Origin of the sequence: uncultured Planktomarina sp., assembly GCA_943788425.1 — a bacterium.
Classification (GTDB): domain Bacteria; phylum Pseudomonadota; class Alphaproteobacteria; order Rhodobacterales; family Rhodobacteraceae; genus Planktomarina.
Genome location: CALSQF010000006.1, coordinates 485,148 through 502,249, shown reverse-complemented (window position 1 = coordinate 502,249; position 17,102 = coordinate 485,148). Strand labels below are relative to the sequence as shown.

Annotated in this window: 13 protein-coding genes, 2 pseudogenes and 1 riboswitch; of the genes and pseudogenes, 3 read left to right on the top strand and 12 right to left on the bottom strand. The window is 55.7% G+C overall.

All coding sequences use genetic code 11. The annotated features are described in order from the left end of the window. Nucleotides 1-131: 131 nt before the first annotated feature. From ABLW18_RS08155 to metZ, 5 genes and pseudogenes are all read right to left on the bottom strand, one after another. The gene (locus tag ABLW18_RS08155) at nt 132-758 is read right to left on the bottom strand and encodes a class I SAM-dependent methyltransferase (RefSeq protein ID WP_347824315.1); all 627 of its coding nucleotides are present in this window, start codon (nt 756-758) and stop codon (nt 132-134) included. Then, the gene (locus tag ABLW18_RS08150; protein ID WP_347824314.1) at nt 755-2,341 is read right to left on the bottom strand and encodes a thiamine pyrophosphate-binding protein; all 1,587 of its coding nucleotides are present in this window, start codon (nt 2,339-2,341) and stop codon (nt 755-757) included. Before ABLW18_RS08150 ends, ABLW18_RS08155 begins: the two co-directional genes overlap by 4 nt. Beyond that, on the bottom strand, nt 2,341-3,789 hold the full coding sequence (locus ABLW18_RS08145) for a TrkH family potassium uptake protein (protein WP_347824313.1): 1,449 nt from the start codon (nt 3,787-3,789) through the stop codon (nt 2,341-2,343). The genes ABLW18_RS08150 and ABLW18_RS08145 overlap by 1 nt, the downstream gene beginning before the upstream one ends. 40 nt (nt 3,790-3,829) lie before the next feature. Next, nucleotides 3,830-4,765 (bottom strand): annotated as a pseudogene (folE2, locus tag ABLW18_RS08140) (GTP cyclohydrolase FolE2); the annotation flags it as partial. Between the two features lie 189 nt (nt 4,766-4,954). After that, complete coding sequence (metZ, locus tag ABLW18_RS08135; protein WP_347824312.1) at nt 4,955-6,139, bottom strand: O-succinylhomoserine sulfhydrylase; 1,185 nt, start codon at nt 6,137-6,139, stop codon at nt 4,955-4,957. A 49-nt stretch (nt 6,140-6,188) separates the two neighbouring features. Next, nucleotides 6,189-6,266: riboswitch (SAM riboswitch) on the bottom strand. Between the two features lie 105 nt (nt 6,267-6,371). Here metZ and ABLW18_RS08130 point away from each other — a divergent pair. Next, nucleotides 6,372-7,061, top strand: a pseudogene (locus ABLW18_RS08130) (glutathione S-transferase N-terminal domain-containing protein). Nucleotides 7,062-7,149: 88 nt separating this feature from the next. On the opposite strand, the gene ABLW18_RS08125 reads toward ABLW18_RS08130, so the two are convergent. The 5 genes from ABLW18_RS08125 to xseA form a co-directional block, all read right to left on the bottom strand. Then, on the bottom strand, nt 7,150-7,749 hold the full coding sequence (locus tag ABLW18_RS08125) for an inner membrane-spanning protein YciB (RefSeq protein ID WP_347824311.1): 600 nt from the start codon (nt 7,747-7,749) through the stop codon (nt 7,150-7,152). Between the two features lie 15 nt (nt 7,750-7,764). Then, nucleotides 7,765-8,667 (bottom strand): DMT family transporter, encoded by a 903-nt coding sequence (locus tag ABLW18_RS08120; RefSeq protein ID WP_347824310.1) that lies wholly within the window; start codon nt 8,665-8,667, stop codon nt 7,765-7,767. Beyond that, nucleotides 8,664-9,839: a signal recognition particle-docking protein FtsY gene (ftsY, locus tag ABLW18_RS08115; RefSeq protein WP_347824309.1), complete on the bottom strand. Its 1,176-nt coding sequence runs from the start codon at nt 9,837-9,839 to the stop codon at nt 8,664-8,666. The genes ABLW18_RS08120 and ftsY overlap by 4 nt, the downstream gene beginning before the upstream one ends. Nucleotides 9,840-9,935: 96 nt before the next feature. Further along, nucleotides 9,936-11,621 (bottom strand): NAD(P)H-dependent oxidoreductase subunit E, encoded by a 1,686-nt coding sequence (locus ABLW18_RS08110; protein WP_347824308.1) that lies wholly within the window; start codon nt 11,619-11,621, stop codon nt 9,936-9,938. 124 nt (nt 11,622-11,745) lie between these two features. Further along, the gene (gene xseA, locus ABLW18_RS08105) at nt 11,746-13,299 is read right to left on the bottom strand and encodes an exodeoxyribonuclease VII large subunit (protein WP_347824307.1); all 1,554 of its coding nucleotides are present in this window, start codon (nt 13,297-13,299) and stop codon (nt 11,746-11,748) included. 70 nt (nt 13,300-13,369) lie between these two features. Between xseA and purD the strand changes: the two genes are divergently transcribed. After that, nucleotides 13,370-14,632, top strand: a complete 1,263-nt coding sequence (gene purD, locus ABLW18_RS08100) for a phosphoribosylamine--glycine ligase (RefSeq protein WP_347824306.1) — start codon at nt 13,370-13,372, stop codon at nt 14,630-14,632. Between the two features lie 55 nt (nt 14,633-14,687). Here purD and ABLW18_RS08095 read toward each other — a convergent pair whose 3' ends face one another. Beyond that, nucleotides 14,688-15,011 (bottom strand): 2Fe-2S iron-sulfur cluster-binding protein, encoded by a 324-nt coding sequence (locus tag ABLW18_RS08095; RefSeq protein WP_044050843.1) that lies wholly within the window; start codon nt 15,009-15,011, stop codon nt 14,688-14,690. Between the two features lie 121 nt (nt 15,012-15,132). Here ABLW18_RS08095 and ABLW18_RS08090 point away from each other — a divergent pair, with 121 nt between their 5' ends. Further along, nucleotides 15,133-15,507, top strand: coding sequence for an OB-fold nucleic acid binding domain-containing protein (locus ABLW18_RS08090; protein ID WP_236631368.1), 375 nt, complete (start codon nt 15,133-15,135; stop codon nt 15,505-15,507). Between the two features lie 61 nt (nt 15,508-15,568). On the opposite strand, the gene ABLW18_RS08085 is transcribed toward ABLW18_RS08090, so the two are convergent. Further along, the gene (locus tag ABLW18_RS08085) at nt 15,569-17,044 is read right to left on the bottom strand and encodes a Do family serine endopeptidase (RefSeq protein ID WP_347824305.1); all 1,476 of its coding nucleotides are present in this window, start codon (nt 17,042-17,044) and stop codon (nt 15,569-15,571) included. Nucleotides 17,045-17,102 lie beyond the last annotated feature (58 nt).

Sequence of the window (17,102 nt, the reverse complement as noted above, 5' to 3'; positions counted from 1 at the left end):
CAACGCCCAAGCCACCAGCCAAAAATAGCCCTAAAAAGTGAAAGAATTTCAAAGCTACGACAGATATCGTATGACCAACCTACTCACTAAATGATTATTTATCTACAGAAAGCCATATTCTTAAAGCCAGGTCAAACAGCATTGCCTTCGCAGCCTGCATGACACATGAACACGTCATAGCGCGTGGATTTTCCCAAAATCTGATACGAGTGAGGTTTGATACCAGGCATTGGTGCGGCTTTGGCCGGCCATTTCAGGACCACCCGCTGGCGCGCATGGCGAAGTGCCACCTGCATCAGCGCCACTGCATCCTCATCAGTGCCGACAATCTCCCTCACCTGGCGCAGCTCGCGTTTGACCAAGGCGGAATTCTTACGCGGCGGGTGCATGGGATCAATCAATATCGCCTCAGCGTTCAATTTTGGCAAAAGCGCTTTCGCATCCCCATGCAAGACAGTCATCCGCGAAAGAATCGTGCCAAATATACCCCCCTCCTGCCGCGCGCGCGCCATGCCGTCTTGCAGTAAACCATGCATGACGTCAGAGCGCTCAATCATAGTCACCTCGGCACCAAGTGAAGCCAAGAGAAAGGAATCGCGACCAAGGCCTGCTGTAGCGTCGACAATTCTTGGCGTTTTACCAGCGCGCATACCCATCGCCTTGGCCAAATCCTGGCCGCGCCCACCACCAAAGCGCAACCGATGCGCCACAGCTCCAGTCACGAAGTCGACCCGTAAGGCGCTTTTTGCTGATGTCACGACAAGATATTTGGCGACAGGTAAATCAATTTGGGGCGATCCGAGTCGAAAGCCGCTGTCACCGCCTCTTGCATCTGCACCAATGTCTCTGGCGCAGACGCATCTGCCCCATAGGCCCTCGCCAGTTCCAGAAAATTTGGATTTTTCGCAATGACCGCATTGGGTGCAATCTGTGCGCTGCGCATACTGTCCTCAATTTCCTTCAACCTGCCATTGTCCCAGAGGATAATCGGTAGCGGTTGGCCAAGCTCAACGGCTGTGCCCAGCTCTTGCACAGAATACTGAAACCCATAATCCCCCGCAATCGCCAGCGTCGGTTTGCCGGGCCGCGCCACTGCACCACCAATAGCGGCCGGCAGCGCATAACCCAGCGTACCAAAACCCGAGGGATGGTGCCAATGTTTCGCGCGGGTCATCGGCCAAATTTCATTGGCCACATAGGCAAATTGCGTCATATCTGAGTAAATCATCGCATCATCGGGAATAACCGCATGCAAAGCCTCAGCGATCGCAATTATCCCAGGGCGCTCCGCTGCAATTTCGCCCCGCCAAAGTTCGCGTTGATCCGCCACCGATCCGGCCTGCCACTGCGAACGGGAATCCGCCATCAAAGACCTGAGGCTGGCCATCGCCTCTTCAGCCCGCGCGAGGATCGCCAACTCCGCGCGCTGCGTATCCGCCAGACACTCGGGGTCAATATCAATCCGGTACAGAGGGCAGAGATGCCCCAGATGCGCACGCCATAAATCCACCTCCGCCAATTCAGTCCCAATTGCGACGACGCAATCTGCCTGTGCCACAATTTGCGCCGAACTGGGGCGTGCCAAAGCCGCCCCAAAATTGAAAGGATAATCCCAGGGGACAATCCCGCGCCCTGCATAGGTCTCAAAACAGGCCGCCCCGCAAGCCTCAAGAACCGAAGCGATATCGGCGCCAGCTTCCGCCGCCCCGCCGCCAATGACAAATAACGGCTTAGAAGCCTTAGAAAGCTCCTCGGCGAGTGGGCGCAGATCCGCAGAATACGCTCCAACTGCTTCAGCAAGCCCCACCGGCCGGCGCGGCGCAGGGTCCGCCAGCCCTTCCAACTGAGCGATGGGCACTTGGATATGCTTGCTGCGGGGGCGGTGAGTTTGAAACTCAAGTATGGCGCGGTCAATCAAATTATAGGCCGCCTCGGCTGTATTGGCCTGATAAGACCAATCACAAACGCTCCCAGCGGCAGCCTCTTGATCCAACATTTGATGCAACTGCCCGCGCCGGGCCGCGGTTTCATCCAAACAGCTCGACAACACCAACATCGACACGGAATCCGAAAAGGCTTGAGCCATCGGTGTCATAATATTGCACAGACCCGGTCCGGTAATGACATAAGCCACACCCGGCTTGCCAGTGGCCCGCGCGTAGCCATCAGCCATAAAACCCGCGCCCTGCTCATGGCGCGCCAGGATGTGGCGAATACCGGCCTCTTCAATACCGCGGTACATTTCCTGATTATGTACACCAGGAATTCCAAAAATGACATCCACGCCGCGATCTTTTAGCATATGTGAAATCTGTGCCCCTAGGGGTTTGGTGTCCGACATCAATTCCTCCAGAACCTAAGTGTGAATAATGTATAGACCGCCAGAAGCTCCAACCGTCCAAGCAACATTGTGAAGGCCAAAATCCATTTTGCGCCATCGCTTAATGTGCTGTAATTGCCCGACGGGCCAATCACCTCTCCCAAACCCGGCCCAATATTGGCCAGAGCCGCCGCCGCGCCAGAGAAGGCTGTCAACAAATCAAGCCCAGTGAGCGCCAAGGCCATCGCCGAGACCCCAAGCGAGACGAAGAATATCACAAAGAAAGAAATCACCGAATTGATGACGTCCATACCCACAATTCGGCCCTGATACCGCAGGTTGAAGATGCCGTTGGGACTGTGAATTTTGCGCAGCTGCATGTGAATGGCTGAGACCAATAGTTGATAGCGAAACACTTTGACCGAGCAAGACGTTGACCCGGCGCACCCCCCCACAAGCCCGGCATAGAAAAACACCACCAGGGCCACCGGGCCCCAGCTGCTGTAATCGGCGCTGGCGTATCCCGTCCCGGTGGTGATCGACACCACATTAAAGAGCGCTTTTCGAAAGCCCAATTCACCCGAAAATTGATACCCCTGCCACAACACCAGAGTTAAAAACCCAACAGTCACCAAAAGCACGATGAAAAATACGCGCACTTGAGAATCGTGAAACAACGAGCCAGGCGCCCCGTTGATCAGCTGCACATAGCGCACGAAAGGCAGGGCCGCCAAACACATGAACACCACAGCGGCATATTCCGTTGAGGCACCAAATTTCACAAAAGAGCTGTCATAGGTCGAAAATCCCCCCGTCGCGATGGTGGTCATCGCATGCAGCACCGCATCAAAACTGCGCATACCCGTTGCGATGTAGATCACCGCACAGGCCCCCGTGAGCCCGACATAGAGCCAAGCAACTTGCGCGGCGATTTCCGTTGCGCGGGGCAAAATTTTACCGAAGGTGTCAAAGCCCTCTGATTTAAAGATTTGCATCCCGCCCACGCGCAGCTCCGGCAAAAACACCATAGCCACAACAATAATCCCAATCCCGCCCAACCATTGCAGGATCGAGCGCCAGAGCAAAAGGCCATCGGGCAGGTAATCCAAACCTGAAATCACCGTCGCACCTGTGGTGGTCAGCCCGGACATGGCTTCAAAAAACGCATCGGTAAAACTCGAGTCCGTTGCGCCCAAGGCAAACGGCAAGGCACCAAAAATCGGCAGGGCCAGCCAAACCCCTGAGGTCAGCAAAAACGTCTGTTGTAGGGTGAGGCCCCGCGCCGCCTCTCGTCGCGTCGCCAAATACATCACACTGCCAGTCAAACAGGTGATCAGAGCAGATTCCAAAAAAACGCCCGCATGCCCATTACCTCGAGACATATCCAAGGCCATGGGAAACATCATAGTGAGCCCCAAGCAACTCACCAGCAAACCGATCACATTGAAGACGGGGCGTACATCAAACATGCGTTAAGCGATGGCAATGAATGCCCCGCAAGTCAAGCAATCAGCCAACGTGAAAGAGGTTTGCAAATGTGCTTGGATCCATACTGGTTTGCGCAAAAGTTGCACCCTCGGTCAGAACAGAAATAGCATCATGGCTGTGAAGACTTTCTTGATGGCTGGCGATCACGCGGAAATCTCCAATGCGCGGGTCACTTTGCAATTGCTCACAGAACAACCGAGCGGCATCTTCGACAAAAATCGGATTGGCCGCGTTTAACTCCGCAAAGGCTTGCTCATCTTCACGTTTGACCATAACCTGTGTCTCGGTTGCCACCGCTTTGCGGCAAAGTTCGACCAAATCTTCAAACCAAAGGCGCGGCTGCCCCTCTGCCAAGACAACCGAGATCCGCGCCACAGACCGCTGCGAATGCGGCGTGGCCAACTGCCCACGCTCACGGCGCGCGTGCTCGGACAACTCCAACGAACACGGGCAGGTAGACGAATAGACATAATCGAGATGCACAATCTTGTGACGCGCCCCCGCGCGCTCCACAACTTCCAAAGCAATGTTGTAATATTGAAAGCCACTCAACCCGCTGCGCAGGCTTTGCACCTGCATCGGAAAAGACAGGCGCATTTGCAGCCGTGCATCAAAACTCTCTAAGTCAGTTTTGTAATCATCCAGCGTGCGCGCCATCACATCGAAGCTAAAGGTCTCCTCCGCCTGGCGATAAAATGTGCGCATAATGCGCGACATATTAATACCCTTTTTCTCTGCATCCAAAGAAACCGAACCAGTGACTGAGGCCTCCAATACCAAAGGATCAGAGTCCCGCGTTTGAAACCGGATCGGTAAACGGAAATTGGAAATCCCCACATGTTGGATGAATTTTTGCGCACCGCGGATCAACGAGGTCGGGCCGTTTTGTAGATCAGGCAGGGTGCGGATGTAGTCGGCATCCGCCACAAAATCCTGCGCATAATCACGGCTCAGGTCTTGCGTTTCATCTGAACAGCCCACATTCGATGCGGCGTCATCCATGGATGGAAGGTGAATATTCACGGCAATTTCCCCTTTCAAAGGTGCGGGCCTAATCCCAGTTATTTTGGGGATCGTCGGGCAGGATTTCAACTTTTTTCTACTCGAGTTAGTTTGCATAGAAGAATTTCAAGCGCCTTTAACCGATTATACCGCTGTACCCGCCGCATCCAGCGCCGCCATTAGGTCAGCCTCAAGATCTCGAGCACTCTCAAGCCCCACCGAAAACCGCAACAATCCCGGCGTGATGCCCAGCAGGTCTTTTTGCGCCTGCGGCAAGCGCTGATGTGTTGTGGTCGCGGGATGGGTGATAATTGACTTCGAATCCCCTAGGTTGTTGGAAATAAGAATGATCTCCAAAGCATTCATAAACCGAAACGCGCGTTCCTTGCTGCCAACATCCAAAGCCATCACTGTCCCGCCCGCGCCCATTTGCGCCTGCGTCAGAGCAAACTGCGGATGGGTTTTCAAGCCAGGATAAATCACGCGCGCGAGATCTTTCCGGTACAGCAAAGACTCTGCCAATACATTGGCCGTCTCAACCTGTGCACGCACACGCAGTTCCAGAGTTTCCAAACTTTTCACCATCATCCAAGCGTTAAAGGGGCTCATCGCGCCGCCCGTATGCTTCATAAATGGCTCTATGATGCCACGAATGACATCTTTCGTTCCCAGAACCACCCCGCCCAAGCCACGTCCCTGCCCGTCGATGTGTTTGGTGGCAGAATAGATCACCACATCAACGCCCAATTCGATTGCCTTTGAGTAAACGGGTGTTGAAAACACATTGTCCACCACCACATAAGCGCCCACCGCATGGGCGAGCGCAGAGACCTGCGCGATATCAATCACCTCCAGGGTCGGGTTGGAAATACTCTCAAAGAATACCAGCCTTGTCTGCGGGGTAATCGCCTCAGCCCAAGCTTGCATATCCAAACCATCCACCAAAGTTACCCGTACGCCAAAGCGCGCCAAAACATCTTCTAAAACGTAAAGACAAGAGCCAAACAGCGCCCGCGCCGCCACCACATGATCACAGGCTTTCGTCATTGCGACCAAAGCCCCATGCACCGCCGCCATACCACTGGCCGTGGCAAACCCATCTTCGGTACCCTCCAAAGCGGCGATCCGCTCCTCAAACATCCGCACAGTGGGATTGCCATATCTGGCATAAATAAATTCATCCGTCCCGGCCTGCTCAAACCGCGCCTCCGCCGCCTCGGCAGAGGCATAGGCAAAGCCCTGTGTCATATAAATTGCTTCAGACATTTCAGAAAACTGCGAGCGCCGGGTGCCGGCATGCACCGCGAGTGTACGTTTATCGCGTGTCATTTGACCCTCCTTAAAGGCACAAAAAAACCCACCGGTGAAAGGCGGGGTCTCTGTCATATCCCAAACCCTTTTAGCAGCTTATTTAACGTGGCCCGCAATCCGGTAACAAATCGCCACGCGTCACGAATAATGACCCAGCCCAAGAGGGTCAACAGTCAAAATCGCCCATTTGCCCCTTGCGCTCAAAGCGATAGCCCGAATACTGGCCCAAAGCGGCAATAGGACAGGTGCGATGATCGATTTTTACTACTGGCCCACACCGAATGGATGGAAAATCGCAATTGCGCTTGAGGAAATGAACCTTCCCTACACCGCGCAGCTGGTGAACATCGGCAAAGGTGAGCAATTCAATCCCAATTTCTTGAAAATTTAGCCCAACAACCGCATGTCTGCTATTGTCGATCATGACGGCCCCGACGGCGCGCCGCTCGCCCTCTTTGAAAGCGGCGCCATCTTGCAATATCTGGCGCGCAAGACAGGGACATTCTATGGCACAACCTATCGCGACCAGCTGGCCGTCGATCAATGGCCAATGTGGCAAATGGGTGGGCTTGGCCCCATGGCAGGGCAAAATAACCACTTCAACAAATACGCCCCGCTTATGGGTGAGGATTTGACCTACCCCCAAGACTGATACACCCAAGAAACCGCCCAGCTGTATCGGGTGCTCAACACCCAGCTGGAGCAGAACGACTATGTGGCAGGTGCTTTTTTCTATCGCCGACATGGCGATCTGGCCCCGGGCGTCCCTATGGGAGGGCCAAAACAGACACTCGAGGATAAACCGCATATGGCCCGCTGGCTGCAAGCCTGCGCCGCGCGCCGCGGCGTTTCCGCGGGCCATGGGATACATTTAGATCTGCGCGCAACCCCGCAATCCAGTGACAAAGACAGCTTTAATCACCTCTTCAAAGCGACATAGCCACTCTGGCCCAGCGCCTTGAGCCTGCCGGAGGCAGGCGAGAGGAAAAAGGTCATGCGGCGCAGCCGCACCGCGCGGTCACGCCCGGTCAGTCATCTTTTTCCAGCGCATATTTTGCCAATAGCGCCGCTTGACTCATAAAAAAGCCAAATAACACCGCCGTTAGGCCAAAGGTTTTAAAATACACCCAAGTCTCCGTCGAAAAGAACCTCCAAATCACCTCATTGAGCAGAGCCAATCCAAAAAACACCGCCGTGAACCGGCGTGTCAAAATCATCCAGCCCTCAGCCTGCATCGGCAACGCGTCCTGCATCACCAACCGGAGATAAGACTGCCCGCGCAGCAATCCAAACCCCAAAAGCCCTGCAAAAATAAGATAGATCAGCGTCGGTTTCATTTTTATAAATTGCGGGTCATTCAGCCAAACCGTTAACCCGCCAAAGACGGTCACCAAAAGCGCCGTCATGATCTGCATAGGAGAGATTTTCCCCGTCAGCTTCCACAAAATCGCCGTGCACAGCAGAAGCAACGGGACAAACAGCGCCGTAACCAAGATGAACCCATCATAATCAGACCCGCCGAGGGTATAGCTCGTGCCCTTCATCTTCAGATAGGCGACAAAAAAGGCCAGTACTGGCCCAAACTCTAAAAGCGGCTTCACCCATTTTGGTAAATTTTCGTCAGACATAATTAGGCCTTCCTTTTATCCCGCAAATTCAACTATCACAGCCCCCAGCGCAATCAAAGCCATTAAAGCCAAACGGCGCGGCCCGACGGTCTCTTTCAAAAACAACCAGCCAATGAGAGCGGCAAAAATAGTCGAGGTCTCGCGCAGCACAGCCGCTTCTCCAACCTTATCCAATCGCGTGGCCAATAAGATCGCGCCAAAGGAGGCCATCGCCACCAATCCCCCAATCGGCGCGCGCCACATAAGGCCCTGCCGCACCAAGGCAATGCCTTTGCGCCGTGCATGGGCCAGTGCCACAATCGGCATGCTCCAAGAATCAATCACAAAGAACCAGGCCAGAAAAGTAAAAGGATCCGCCGCAGCTCGGATGCCATAGGCGTCATAGGTCGTATAAAACGCCACAAAAAATCCTGTGAAGAGCGCCAGCACCAAGGCCAGACCCAATGTCTCGCGCTCCAGTTTCACCGTGCGCATATTATACACAGCCAGGCCAAAAATCCCGCACAGAAGCACAGCCACCCCCAGCCATTGCCCAACAGTGAACACTTCGCCAAACAATAAGTATGCCCCAATCACCGTGAAAAACGGCCCCGACCCGCGCACCACGGGATAAACAACCGTATAGGCGCCACGGGTGAAGGCCATGGCCTGCAAGATTTTATAAACAGTATGGATCGCCCATGCCCCTGCCAAAATTGGCCATAAATGCGCCTCTGGCCAGGGCACCACGAACAGAGCAAAAGGCAAGGCCATCAAACCGTAGCTGGCATCCATAGCCCCGCGCATCACCCAGGGGTCAATTCTCCCCTTTTGCATCGCGGCAAAAACCGCGTGCAACACAGCGGCCAAGAGCGCCAAAAGCATAGCGACCAATCGGCCCGTGTGACTGCCTTCAATCGCAAGGATCCACTCGGTCACGCAGAGACCCCAGTCAAGGCCGCAGCAAATTCCTCTGGATCAAAAGCGTCAAGATCGTCTATCCGTTCACCCACGCCAATGGCGTGAATAGGCAAAGCAAATTTATCCGCGAGAGAGACCAACACCCCGCCTTTGGCGGTGCCATCCAATTTGGTCATCACCAGACCAGTAACATCCGCCATTTTGCAAAACACGTCCACTTGGTTGACCGCATTTTGCCCGGTTGTCGCATCGAGGACCAAGACCGTGTTGTGCGGTGCATCAGGATCTTTCTTGCGGATAACACGAATGATTTTGGACAATTCCTCCATCAAATCTGCCCGGTTTTGCAACCGTCCCGCCGTATCAATCATCAAGAGGTCAGCGCCATCTTTTTCCGCCTGCGTCATGGCGTCAAAGGCCAGGCTTGCCGGATCGGACCCCTCAGCTGCTGTCATCACCGGCACCCCGGCCCGCTCCCCCCAAACTTGCAATTGCCCCACCGCGGCGGCGCGGAACGTATCGCCAGCCGCGATTACAACAGATTTCCCAGCCTTCTTAAACTGGCTAGCGAGCTTGCCGATCGTGGTGGTTTTCCCCGAACCGTTCACACCCACCACCAAAATCACCTGTGGTTTCTTATTGTAAATCGGCAAGGGCCGGGCCACAGGTTCCATCACGCGGGCAATTTCTTCGGCCAAGGCTGATTTGATTTCCGCCGTGGAGAGTTTCCGACCAAAACGCCCTTCGGCCAAATTCGCAGTGATACGCACAGCCGTATCCACCCCCATATCCGAGGAGATCAACAGCTCTTCGAGCTGTTCAAGCATATCATCATCCAGCACGCGGCGTGGCGCACGCCCGAAAACCCCAGTTTTCTGGGGCAAGGGATCCACCGGCTTTGTGTCCACCTCCAAAGGGTCAATCGCAACCTTTGGCGCGCTGACGCCTGGCTCTGCCTCTGCTTCTGGCGGCGCCACCTGCGCGCGCTTTTGCTCTAGCGGGCTGTCTCCTACAGGGTCGGGCGCGCGCAAAACCTCGGGCTGCGCCACCTGCGCGGCCACATCCGTGATGACCAGATCTGAAGGCTCCTCCTCGGGCGCAATATCTTCTTGGACGATCGCCTCCAGACCCTCTTCAAGCTTGGCAGAGGATTTAAAAAGTTTGGATTTCAACTTACCAAAAAAGGACATCAACACGCTCCATTGTTCGCCGCGGGCTTCAAAGTCGCCGCAAACGGTGACGCGAATGTAATCCTAGCCCCCGGCAATGCCAATGGCAGCCGCGCGCTAAATTTCGCTTGGGAAATATTTGATGACCGATTTGATCGGATTGGGCGCCGCTTGCCCAAGCCCGCAGATCGAAGCCTCCACCATCGCCGTGGTCAAATCCTCTAAAAGCGGCTGATCCCAGGTCTCTGCCTGCATCAATTTTACCGCCTTTTCACAGCCAACCCTGCAAGGGGTGCACTGACCACAGCTTTCGTCCTCAAAGAATCGCAACATATTCAAGGCAGCAGCCCGAGGGCTGTCCTGATCCGACAGAACCACCACAGCGGCCGAACCAATGAAGGTTCCAAGCGGCTGCAATGTGTCAAAATCTAAGGGCACGTCATGGATGGATGCCGGCAGAAGCCCTGAAGACGGGCCACCAGGTTGGTAAGCTGAAAAGATATGGCCCTCCAACATCCCGCCACAGGCGGCAATGATATCGGTAATCGTGGATCCCGCAGGCAACAGATGCACACCGGGGTTTTTCACGCGACCAGAAACCGAGTAACTGCGCAGACCCGTCCGGCCTTTGTGTTCCACCGCGTTCAGGCACTCCGGCCCTTCGCGCACCACGCGCGCAACCCAGAGCAAAGTTTCAACATTATGCACCAAAGTGGGGCGATTGTGGATCCCCACCGCCGCCACAAAGGGAGGGCGATGGCGCGGCAAGCCGCGCTTGCCTTCAATGCTTTCGATCATCGCGCTTTCTTCACCGCAGATATAGGCCCCAGCCCCGCGCCGCAGATCAATATAGCCCGCAGGCACGAGCCCCGCCGCTTCCAAGGCAGCAATCTCTTGGGCCAGAATGTGCAGAACCGCCGGGTATTCGTCGCGCATGTAGATAAAACAGGTTTCCGCCTCGACTGCCCAAGCGGCAATCAACATGCCTTCGAGAAACAGATTCGGTGTGCGCTCGAGATAGTAGCGATCCTTGAACGTTCCAGGCTCGCCCTCGTCTCCATTCACCGCCAAATAGCGCGGCCCCGCATTGCTGCGCACGAAGCCCCATTTTGTGCCGGATGGAAACCCCGCACCACCCAAGCCGCGCAGACCGCTTTGCTTTATCTGCGCCTGGACCTCTTGCCAATCACCACCGGCGCGCAGCTCTTCAAGCCGCGCATAGCCACCGGCAGAACGATAGGTCGCGAGGTCTTCATAATCGGGAATCTCAGCATGGGTATGGCCGGCGGAAATTGCTGCCAAAACCTTTTCGGGCGTTGCATGATCAATGTGATGGTGGCCCAACTCAAGCACCGGGGCGGTATCACAGCGCCCCATGCAGGGCGCGCGGACAACCCGCACAGATTTGGGATCTAACCCCTGCTGCAAAGCCTCTTGCAATTGAGCCGCGCCGGCCAATTCGCACGACAAGCTATCGCAGACCCGCACGGTCAAGGCCGGCGGTGGGGTTTCCCCCTCTTTGACCACATCAAAATGCGCATAGAACGTCGCAACCTCATAAACCTCAGCCTGGCTCAAACGCATTTCTTCGGCCAAAGCGCGCAAATGCGCCGCCGAGAGATGGCCATCAGCATCTTGAATAAGGTGTAAAAATTCGATCAGAAGATCGCGCCGACGCGGCCGTTGCCCGAGCAAGTCTTGCACCTGTGACCATGCCAAATCGTCGAGCTGACGCCCTTTTGGTCGCACCCGGCCTCTGCCCGGTCCAGATTTCCAAACACCTTTTGACGATTCGATAGACATGATCTGTTCCTCAATTCATTGTGGCTGATTTAACCCGCAACGCGGCCCTGACATAGGTCGAAATACGACACCACTTGCAACAGATGCGTTTTCTCATGCCTCAATAGACATCACCTGACCACAATCAGAACAATTGTCCCTGCTCAGGTGGGGTCGGCTTGGCGCGGCCTGCGGGACGGGCGGCGGCGCTTTGCCCCACCGCAAAGCGTCCATCGGCAAACTCGATCTCCAGAGATTTCGCTGCCTCAGCCTTCGCCACATTGGTGATCAAAGCCTGCCCAGACCGCACCACCGCATAGCCGCGGCGCAGAGTCTCGCGGTACCCCAGTGTTTCGCGCAACCGATCACAGGCCACCAGCTGCTCGCGGCGTCTTTGCAATTGCCGTTCAAACGTTTGCTCCAACCGCGTTTCAAGATCATCGAGATCTTTGCGCAACCGCGCAACCCGCTCCGCCAGGGGTGCCGGACGCAGACGCGATGCGCAGACCCGTAGCATCTGCCGGGCCGAGAGCGCGGCCCGGTCCAAGCCTGCCGGTAGGCGCTGCCCCAAGGCCTGCAATTGCCGCGCCTCCTGCACCAATATCCGCCCTAATGCAGAGGGCTTAATCTGCCCCGCAGAAGCGGTCAGGCGCAGCTGTTGTTTTTGCACCAAGCTGCGCAGCGCCAGTGGCAAACGCCCCTCCCAATGGTCCAAACGCTGCTGCGCCGTCTGCGTCAGGCTGTCTGGACGCGGCAAAGCGCGGGATACATCGGCCAATCTTTGTTTGCGCCGCGCCATGATATTGGCCAAGCCCTGCGCCGCCCGGGCGCCCTTAGCACGGGTTTCGGCCAAAAGGTCCAAGCGTACCGGCACCGCCAATTCAGCGGCGGCGCTGGGGGTGGGCGCGCGCATGTCAGAGACGAAATCAATCAATGTGGTATCGGTCTCATGGCCCACAGCGGAAATTAGGGGAATCTCAGAGGCCGCCGCGGCGCGTGCAACAATTTCTTCGTTGAACCCCCAAAGATCCTCAATGGAGCCCCCGCCGCGCGCCACGATCAGCAAATCTGGCCTCGGCAGAGCCCCACCCGGGGTCATGGCATTGAACCCAGCAATCGCGCGCGCCACTTCGGCGGCGCAATTGGCCCCTTGCACCGCAACCGGCCAAACCAAGACTTTCCGCGGGAAACGGTCGCGCAGGCGGTGCAAAATATCGCGAATCACAGCGCCAGTGGGAGAGGTGACGACCCCAATCACGTCGGGCAAAAAGGGCAAAGCCTGTTTGCGTGCCGGATCAAACAACCCTTCGGCGGCCAAAGCGGTCTTTCGCTTTTCCAACATGGCCATCAATGCCCCCACCCCGGCAACAGCCACATCATCGACATTCAAGTTGTATTTGGACTGCCCGCCGAAGGAGGTCATTTTGCCACTGACAACCACCTCCATCCCCTCCTCGGGGAGGACAGAGAGTTTTGACACCTGACCTTTCCAAGTGGTGCAGGCCAGGGCGTTGCGTTCATCTTTTACATCGAAATACATATGCCCCGAACGGGCCTGAACCACACGCCCCACTTCGCCCTTCACCCTTATGCGGCCAAATTCCGCCTCCAGAGTACGTTTCACGGCACCAGAGATTTCTGAAACCGTAAATTCTGGGGCATTCTCGCCAAGACGGGGATCGTCAATAAGATCAGACATAGTGCACCTTGTGACCAGAGTTGATGCAGCTTAGAACGCGGGCAAGCAAAGGCCAAGGGGAGCGCGTGTCATGAATATCTTAATTTTAGGCAGTGGAGGCCGCGAGCATTCATTGGCCTGGGCCGTCGCGCAAAACCCAAAATGCGATCGGTTGATGGTTGCCCCAGGCAATGCCGGCATCGCTAAAATTGCTGATTGTGTGGATCTGAATATTTTGGACGGCGCCGCTGTTCTCGCCTTTGTCCGCAGTCAGGCAATTGATTTTGTGATCATTGGTCCAGAAGCCCCTTTGGCTGCCGGTGTCGCCGACGTCTTGCGGGCCGCAGATGTGCTCTGCTTTGGCCCCAGTCAGGCGGCGGCGCAGCTGGAAGCCTCAAAATTCTTTACCAAATCGATCTGCGATGCCGCAGGTGCGCCCACTGCCGGATATGGCCATTTTACCGACCAGCCAAGCGCCGCGGACTATGTGCGCAAAATGGGCGCGCCGATTGTGGTCAAAGCCGATGGGCTGGCGGCGGGCAAAGGCGTCATTGTCGCCATGAGCGAGCAAGAAGCTCTTGAGGCTTTGGATGATATGTTCAGCGGCGAATTTGGCAGTGCAGGCGCAGAAGTGGTGATTGAAGAGTTTATGGAGGGCGAAGAGGCCTCATATTTCATCCTCTGTGATGGCCGTGATGTTTTGGCCATTGGCACCGCACAGGATCACAAGCGCGTGGGCGAGGGAGACACCGGCCCCAACACCGGCGGCATGGGCGCCTATAGCCCCGCGCCGGTTTTGACAGATGAGATTGCAGAGCAGGCTATGCGCGAAATTATCAAACCCACGATGGCGGAAATGGCCCGGCGGGGCACGCCTTACCAAGGGGTGCTTTATGCCGGTTTGATGATTAAAGACGGCAAGGCCCGCTTGGTGGAATATAATGCTCGCTTTGGCGATCCAGAATGCCAAGTGCTGATGATGCGGCTCGGTGCACAGGCGTTGGATCTGCTGCTGGCCTGTGCTGAAGAACGGCTGTCAGAGGTTCAGGTCAATTGGGCCGCAGACCATGCTTTGACGGTTGTCATGGCCGCCAAGGGCTATCCCGGCGCTTATAAAAAGGGCACAGTGATTTCCGGGGTGAACGCCTTGCCAGACAGCTCTTCGGCCACCTGTTTTCATGCCGGAACCGCGCAAATTGGCGCAAATCTCACCGCACAGGGCGGGCGGGTTTTGAATGTCACGGCGCGCGCTGCAAGCCTGAGCGAGGCACGGACCATGGCCTATGACATGGTCGATCAAATCGACTGGCCCGAAGGGTTTTGCCGCCGCGATATCGGTTGGCGCGCGCTTTAAAAGCGCCTGTGGCCGCAGTTCAGAACATTGCGGCCACTTCAGTGTCGACAGGAGTTTAGATCTGGCGTTCTGGCATCCGCACAACCAACCCATCCAATGCGTCAGAGACGCGCAATTGGCAGGTCAAACGGGATTGGCCTGGTTTGGGTTCAAAGGCAAAATCCAGCATATCTTCTTCCATGCCATCCATTGCGGGCAGTTTCTCGACCCAGGCACTGTCAACATAGACATGACAGGTTGAGCAGGCGCAGGCGCCGCCGCAATCGGCTTCGATGCCAGGAATGTTATTGTCCCGGGCGCCCTCCATGACGGTCAGCCCATTGGCGACCTCCACCACATGTTCCGCGCCACCGTGTTCAATATAAGTAATTTTAGCCATGTCTTTGTATCTCGCTAGACTGTTTCTTCTCTGAGGTAACATGTAATTCAAAAAATTCTACCCCCCATGAGGGTGGAATAATGCCACTTGCGATATTGCTCAAATGTTCTATTTTTGTTCTATGTCATTCGACTCTCCCAACACTTGGCCCAAGCCCCCCGCCGCCCTGCCCCATGCTATGCTGGAGCTGCCACCAAATGGTGCAAGGGTTACTGTGGCGGGTCTGGTCCTGGTGCGCCAAAGACCCGGCACGGCCAATGGAGTCATTTTCATCACGCTGGAGGATGAGACCGGAGTTTGCAATGTGATCGTCTGGCGCAAACTCTATGAGCAGTACCGCCGCGCCGTAATCGCGGGGCGTATGTTGCGAATCACAGGGCGCATTCAACGCGAAGGCGCTGTGTGCCATGTGATCGCTGAGCATGTGGAAGATATATCTTTCATGCTGGATGATCTCTTGCTGCCAGAGGCCAGCCGCGCCACCGAGCAGCCATAACCGCGCTGAACCCAAAAAGGGCGGCCCTAGAGCCGCCCCTTTCACCACCGTACCGCTGCATTTATTGCTGTACAGTGAGGGCCAAAAACCGGGGATCGCCGCCGCGGCGCACGAGCAAAAGCATCGTTTTACGGCCGCTCTCAATGGTCGCGCTCACTTGCTCTTCAAACTCAGCAAGTGAGGTGACCTTCTCTTGGCCGGCCTCCACAATCACATCCCCTGATTTCAAACCTTTTTCAAAGGCCTCGGAGGTTTCCACAACATCCACAACGACAACGCCTTCCAATCCAGCCGCAAGGTCCAAACCCTCACGAATTTCATCGGTCAGGTTGGACAGGGTGATCCCAAGGTCCTCATAGTCTTTTGGCGCATCTTCATTGACCGCTGGCTCATCTGCGCGGGCCAGTTTTTCGTCGTCGCGCAGGCCAAGGGTGACGCTCAATGTCACCTGCGCACCATCGCGCACCACAACCACATCAACCGCTTTGCCAACTTCTGTGTTGCCGACAGTTTGCACCAAATCGCGCACGTCCTCGACCTCATGACCATCAAAGATCACGATCACATCGCCCTGTAATATTCCGGCATCTTTCGAGGGGCCTTCTGGCACGCCTGTCACAACGGCCCCGGCGGCCCGGTCCAAACCGTCAATGCTTTCGGCAATGTCTTCATCAACATCTTGGATCCGCACGCCCAGCCAGCCCCGGCGAATTTCGCCGTATTCCGTCAATTGATCAACGACCCGGCTGACCACATTAGAGGCCATAGAAAAGCCAATGCCGATAGAGCCGCCATTGGGCGACAAAATCGCGGTGTTCACACCGACAACTTCTCCATCCAGATTGAACAAAGGCCCGCCAGAATTGCCCCGGTTAATTGCGGCATCCGTTTGAATATAGTCGTCATAAATCCCAGACAATGCCCGGTTTCGGGCCGAAACGATTCCCGCAGAGACCGAGAACCCCTGTCCCAAAGGATTGCCCATCGCCACCACCCAATCGCCCACGCGCGCTGTGTCACTGTCGCCGAAACTGACGAAAGGCAGCGGTGCATCCGACGTGACCTTCAGCACTGCGATATCCGTATTCTTATCGGTGCCGATGACCTTAGCGGCCAGTCTTTCACCGGAGAAAAATTCTACTTCAATCTCATCGGCCCCTTCGATCACGTGATTGTTGGTGACGATGAATCCATCAGCAGAGATCACAAACCCCGATCCCAATGCAGAGGAGCGGCTGGCCCCACCATTGCCGCCACGGCGACGATCTTCGAACTCCCGAAAGAACTCTTCAAAAGGCGAGCCCTTGGGCACAATACCACGCGGCATTTGATCGGCGCGACCGGCAATCACGGTTGTTGTGGTGATATTCACCACGGAGGGGCTGATCTCATCGGCAAGATCGGCAAATGTATTTGGCAGCATTTGAGCTGCGGCCTGTAGAGCTTGTAAGATCAGCAGACAAAGCGCCGCCGCAAAAACCCAAGTGGCACGGTAAACTGCAAAATCCTTGCGCTTAGATAAGGCAATCGAATTCATCTTTATCTCCATTCATGCCCATCTACATCACGTAGATTGGGCGCCTGTTGTCTTTATT